The organism is Ideonella azotifigens (assembly GCF_006519715.1).
GTDB lineage: Bacteria > Pseudomonadota > Gammaproteobacteria > Burkholderiales > Burkholderiaceae_C > Ideonella > Ideonella azotifigens.
Genome location: NZ_VIDT01000428.1, coordinates 1 through 4,894, shown reverse-complemented (window position 1 = coordinate 4,894; position 4,894 = coordinate 1). Strand labels below are relative to the sequence as shown.

Sequence of the window (4,894 nt, the reverse complement as noted above, 5' to 3'; positions counted from 1 at the left end):
CGCGTTTGCCGCCGTGAGCTGGGCGCCTTTGCAAGGCTGGCATGGCGGCGCGGAGGCCCGCTACGTGAGCCGCGTGTTTGTCAACGATGCCAACAGCGACGCCGCGCCAGGCTATGCAACGGCAGCGGTCAACGCTGGCTATGCCGTGACGGCCGGCGCTTGGCAGCTGGACGGTTTCGCGCGCATCGACAACCTGTTTGCCCGCCGCTACGTCGGCTCGGTGATCGTCAACGAAGGCAACAGCCGCTTCTTCGAGCCGGCGCCAGGGCGCACCTGGTGGGCGGGCGTGTCGGGCAGCCTGCGGTTTTGACTCAGCGGCTGGCAGCGATCATCGCGTCCAGCTGGCCGTCGTTCGAAGCCTCGGGGCGGATGCGGGTGCGGCTGCGGCGGCCGTCCACCGAAACCGCGGCCTCGCCGTGGATCGTCACGCGGCGCACCAGGCGCGGCTGGTTGCCGTAGTCGTTGATCGCGAAATGCTGGGTCGCGCGGTTGTCCCACATCGCGATGTCGCCGACCTGCCACTGCCAGCGCACGGTGTTCTCCAGCCGCGTCACGCGGTTCTGGAACAGCTCGAACAGCCGTGCCGACTCGGTGCTGGACAAGCCGATGATCTTCTTCAGGAAGTGGCCCAGCAGCAGCGCACGTTCGCCGCTGACCGGGTGCACATGCACCAGCGGATGCTCGGCCTCGAAGACGTCCGAGACAAAGACTTCCTTGTGGTGGCGCAGCCGCTGCTCCTCGACCTGCGCGCGCTCCGCGCCGTAGTCGTAGTCGTTGCCATGCACCGCCCACAGCCGGTCGGCCAGCAGCTTCAGGTCTTCGGGCAGATGCTGGTAGGCCGCGGCGGTGTTGGCCCAGACGGTGTCGCCGCCGTAGGCTGGCGCGACCACATTGCGCAGGATGGAGATCTTCGGGAAGGCTTCGACGAAAGTCACGTCGGTGTGCCAGGAATCGGCCCGGCCGCCGCCCTTGGAGGCGTCCAGCTCGAACAGCTTGGTGCCTTCGCGCGCGGGCACGGTCGGGTGGGCCACCGTGCGGCCAAAGCGCGCGCCAAAGGCCTGGTGCCGCTCGTCGTCCAGCTGGACCTGGCCGCGGAAGAACAGCACCTTGTGGCGCACCAGAGCGGCCTCGATGTCGGCGATCACGGCCGCGTCCAGGTCGGGCGTGAGCGTCAGGCCCTGCACCTCGCCGCCGATGCGGCCGGCAATGCGGCGCACCTGCAGGTGCTGGAAGTCGTCGTCGAGAGGGGTTTGTGCAGCGGGCATCGCGACACCTTCGGAGAGCAGGATGCAGCGATGCTAGGCAGCCACGGCCGGGTTGGCGTCGAAGGAATAACGGCTTGCATATGCCGTTGCCGCCCGCAAATGCCGATTCGGGTGATCCGCAATCCGGTTCTGAAGCGCGGTCCAGAACGGACTTTTGCCCGGCTCGCCTGCCGCGCCAAGGGCCCGCAAAACCGAAGGCCTCGCACAAAGCTGTACCATGTGCGCTGCGGACGGTCCACGAGACACTGGCTTGGCCTGCGCCCGCCACCTGTCTTTTCTCCTGTTTGACCTCCGTTTCCTGCCCGCAGCCCACCCATGGTGAGCCGCCCGGCAGGCCCCGGCGCCCTGCCCAGTGTGGCGGATCGCCTTCTCCCGGCCTGGCCTTAGCGCCTCCAAGGCCACCCGGCCTTCCCAATTTCGGCCGGACCTGAAAGTCTGTATCAATCGTTCCACTTCCTCGCTCGAGATCGGCAAATACCTCGTATCGCCTCTGAGCAAGCGCACGCCTGACGCGCGCTATACCGCATCCGTTTCCATCCGCAGCGGCCAGGGCCGCGCCACGCACGACCGCGTGCTGCGCCTGCTCCCGTTGTTCAACAGCAGCGACGACGCGCTGTCCTATGCCCTCCGCGAAGGCCTGGCCTGGGTGCACGAACGCACCCCGGCCGTTTCGCGCTGCATGTCCCACACATCCTCCTGAGAGAACCCCGCATGGCAAAAGAAGAACTGATCGAAATGAAGGGCAAGGTAGACGAAGTGCTGCCGGATTCGCGTTTCCGCGTGACGCTGGAAAACGGCCATCAGCTGGTCGCCTACAGCGCGGGCAAGATGCGCAAGCACCACATCCGCATCCTGGCCGGCGATCAGGTCTCGCTCGAACTGTCGCCTTATGACCTCAGCAAGGGCCGGATCACCTTCCGCCACCTGAACCGTTCGGGCCCGCCGCCCAGCGGTGGCGGCAATCGTCGCTAAGCTGAGCTGAGCATGTGAGCGGCCAGGCGACTCAGTCGCCTCCGCCGCCACATCCCCCGCCGCAACCACCGCCGTCCCCGCCGCAGCCCCCATCGCTGCCGCCGCCGTCCCCACCGTCACTGCTGCCGCAGCCGCCAGAGCCGCAGCCGCCTGACGAACTGCGGTCGAAGTCGGTGGCGCAGAAGCTGGCGTCGCTGGCGAGGGACGCTGCACCCGGCTTGGTGCAATCCAGGCTGTAGCGGTAGCCGCCTTCGATGGCCAGCAGGCCGTCCAGCGCGAACAGCAGCGGCAGCCTTGCCGGCTTCAGCGGGTTCAGCGACTCATCCAGACAGGCCCAGCGCCAGGCGCGCCGCAGGCCGTGGAAACGTGTGCCCTGGCGCTGCGCCTCTGGCGGCATGGCTTCGGCCGGGGTGTGGTGCAGCGTCTTGCCAAACACCTGCTGGCAGAAGCGCTCGTAGCCGCGGGTGTAGAGGATGAACTCGTGCCACAGCGCGTCCACCGCCTTGGACGGCATGGCCACGTGCAGGCCCCTGGCCTTCAGGCAGGCCTTGAAAAACTGCTTCAACCCGCGCTCCACGTCCGCCAACTGGCGTTCGTTCAGGTGCGGATAGTGGGCTTGCAGCTTGCGCCGCAGGAAGCTGGGCAGCGGTTGCGCCAGCACCAGCGCGCGGCGGCGGACCAGACGGCTTCGCAGCCAGCCGTAGAGCACCAGGCCAAGGGCGATCAGCACCATGCCTGCACCGGGATGGCGCAAGGCCATGAGAACCAAGCCGCCGGCCAGCCCCAGGCCCAGTGCCCATGCGGGTGACGGCATCGGCCACCCGCGGGCCGGGTCGGTGGCTGGCTGCATCGCCGGCTCAGGACTGCGCCTGCTGGCCGGCGGGAAAGAACTCGAACTGCTTGACGAACTGCGCGAATCGCGCGGGTTCTGATTTGGGATGTTTGCCTCCTTCGGTTGTGTTGAGTGTGAATCCTCTCTTCCTGCTTCGCAATGTGCGACGGTTTGATGACGAACACATGACAGCGACGCCGCGGCCCGCAGAATCCTGTTGGTTCCACGCCATGCCTGCGCTCAGAATCGGCCACCCCAAGGAGCCGACATGAACGCTGACGCCCAGGCGATGGTCGCCGCCATCGAAGCGATGTACGCAGCCGCCAGCATCGACGACCGCGCAGGCGTCCATGCCATGCTGACCCCGGATTTCCACGTGTTCGAAAACGGCGTGCACATGCCCGGCGACGAACTCTGGGACCTGCTCAGCGGCGACTACGCCGAGGGCAAGCGCATGCGCTGGTCCGTCACCGAACCCCGCGTCGAACTCAGCGGCGATTTCGGCGCGGTGGTCTATGTGAACGTCGGCAGCATCACCGAAACCGAGGGTGCAGAACCAACCCCACTGACCTGGCTGGAAACCGTGCTGCTGCGCCGCGACGCCACCGGCTGGCGCGTGGCCTTCCTGCATTCGACGCGGACCAAGGCGGCGAGCTCGACCTGAGTTGAACAGCTTGTCGCGCCAGGTAGGTCAGAAGCTGCAGCAACGGTGCTGCGAGAGCCTTGGTGGGGGTGATGGCCGGCTCGGACAACATACAGAGCACGGTCAGGCTCAAGGACACCGCAACCGGAAAAGTCCTGTCGGAATTCAAAGTGGAGTCCAAAAACCCCACGGCGCTGTTCACGTCCAGGGGTTTGATCGAGGAACACGCAGACAAGATAGTGGCGACGCTGCGAGGCGAGAAGCGCTGATGCTTGGGTAACCAAAATCATTCCATGACACTGCAGTCATTCAGAGGTGGCGCAAAAATCGGTTGGGTGAATGCCTCCTGGCCCTTCGGCAAGCTCAGCGTCGAGGCCCGGCAACTGACACTGACTTGCCTGGGCAGCTACACCTTCAAACCTGAGGACGTGGTGACCATCGAGCCGCACGGTTCAATCCCGGTCCTGGCCCGCGGCATCCGCATCGGGCATAACCGGATGGACTACCCGGAAACCATGATTTTTTGGTGCCTCGGCAGCCGGGAAAAGGTGCTGGACGGCATCCGGCGCAATGGCTTCGAGCCCCAAGGCGAGACCGCCAAACGGCCACCCGGTTTTGCGGTCAAGTGGCGTGTTCTGGTCGCCGCGGTCGTGCTCTGGAACGTGTTGTTCCTGTCAGGACCATCTCCGTTCGAGTTCAAACCTCCGCAGCCAGGCCCCAGCGCTGGCGCCTTGCTGGCCCTGCTGCTGGCCTTCGCTGCAGCCACGGCGACACGCAGCTCACCGTGGGTTCAGCAAGTGGTCTTGCGGGACGGCCATCAGGTCGGAGAAATCAAGCATTTCCTGGTGCTGCTCCAACTGATAACCGGGTTTCTTTCGCTGGTGTTTGGCCTATTGCTGCTCACAGGCTGAACCCGGCAACACCCAAGCTCAGCGCCGCGCATCACCTTCCCAACCACCGCCCATGGCCTGCTGCAGCGCCACCGCAGCCGTCAGTTGGTCGCCCACGGTCTGGGCCAGCGACAGCTCGGTGCTGAGCAGGCTGCGCTGCGCGTCCAGCTGTTCGAGGTAAGGGCTGTAGCCGGCGTGGTAGCGGTTGGTGGCGTGCTTGAGCGCTTCGGCCAGCGCCCTTCGCTGGGCTTCGAGGTGGGCGCGCTGGTCGGCCAGCTGGCCCAGGCTGACC

8 protein-coding genes and 2 pseudogenes are annotated in these 4,894 nt (G+C 66.1%); 7 read left to right on the top strand and 3 right to left on the bottom strand.

Annotation, left to right across the window (positions count from 1 at the left end; all coding sequences use genetic code 11):
* Positions 1-310: pseudogene (locus FKP22_RS21100) on the top strand (TonB-dependent receptor); the annotation flags it as partial.
* Between the two features lies 1 nt (position 311).
* On the opposite strand, the gene FKP22_RS21095 reads toward FKP22_RS21100, so the two are convergent.
* A complete protein-coding gene (locus FKP22_RS21095) occupies positions 312-1,265 on the bottom strand; it encodes a TauD/TfdA dioxygenase family protein (protein ID WP_141289655.1) in 954 nt (317 codons plus the stop codon).
* Between the two features lie 352 nt (positions 1,266-1,617).
* On the opposite strand from FKP22_RS21095, the gene FKP22_RS21090 reads away from it, so the two are divergent.
* Both FKP22_RS21090 and infA read left to right on the top strand, forming a co-directional pair.
* A complete protein-coding gene (locus FKP22_RS21090) occupies positions 1,618-1,965 on the top strand; it encodes a hypothetical protein (protein ID WP_310733353.1) in 348 nt (115 codons plus the stop codon).
* 11 nt (positions 1,966-1,976) lie between these two features.
* On the top strand, positions 1,977-2,237 hold the full coding sequence (gene infA / locus FKP22_RS21085) for a translation initiation factor IF-1 (RefSeq protein ID WP_141289654.1): 261 nt from the start codon (positions 1,977-1,979) through the stop codon (positions 2,235-2,237).
* A gap of 31 nt (positions 2,238-2,268) precedes the next feature.
* On the opposite strand, the gene FKP22_RS32395 is transcribed toward infA, so the two are convergent.
* Entirely contained in the window at positions 2,269-2,997 is a 729-nt protein-coding gene (locus tag FKP22_RS32395) for a glycine-rich domain-containing protein (RefSeq protein WP_170200997.1), read from the bottom strand.
* Here FKP22_RS32395 and FKP22_RS32390 point away from each other — a divergent pair.
* From FKP22_RS32390 to FKP22_RS21070, 4 genes and pseudogenes are all read left to right on the top strand, one after another.
* Positions 2,996-3,169, top strand: coding sequence for a hypothetical protein (locus FKP22_RS32390; RefSeq protein WP_170200996.1), 174 nt, complete (start codon positions 2,996-2,998; stop codon positions 3,167-3,169). The genes FKP22_RS32395 and FKP22_RS32390 overlap by 2 nt on opposite strands.
* Before the next feature lie 168 nt (positions 3,170-3,337).
* Complete coding sequence (locus tag FKP22_RS21075) at positions 3,338-3,733, top strand: nuclear transport factor 2 family protein (RefSeq protein ID WP_141289653.1); 396 nt, start codon at positions 3,338-3,340, stop codon at positions 3,731-3,733.
* Between the two features lie 53 nt (positions 3,734-3,786).
* A pseudogene (locus FKP22_RS32385) lies at positions 3,787-3,981 on the top strand (hypothetical protein); the annotation flags it as partial.
* Between the two features lie 24 nt (positions 3,982-4,005).
* Positions 4,006-4,623 (top strand): hypothetical protein, encoded by a 618-nt coding sequence (locus FKP22_RS21070; protein ID WP_141289652.1) that lies wholly within the window; start codon positions 4,006-4,008, stop codon positions 4,621-4,623.
* A gap of 18 nt (positions 4,624-4,641) precedes the next feature.
* On the opposite strand, the gene FKP22_RS21065 is transcribed toward FKP22_RS21070, so the two are convergent.
* The coding region (locus FKP22_RS21065; RefSeq protein WP_510606720.1) for a TolC family protein at positions 4,642-4,894 on the bottom strand (253 nt) is incomplete at its 5' end.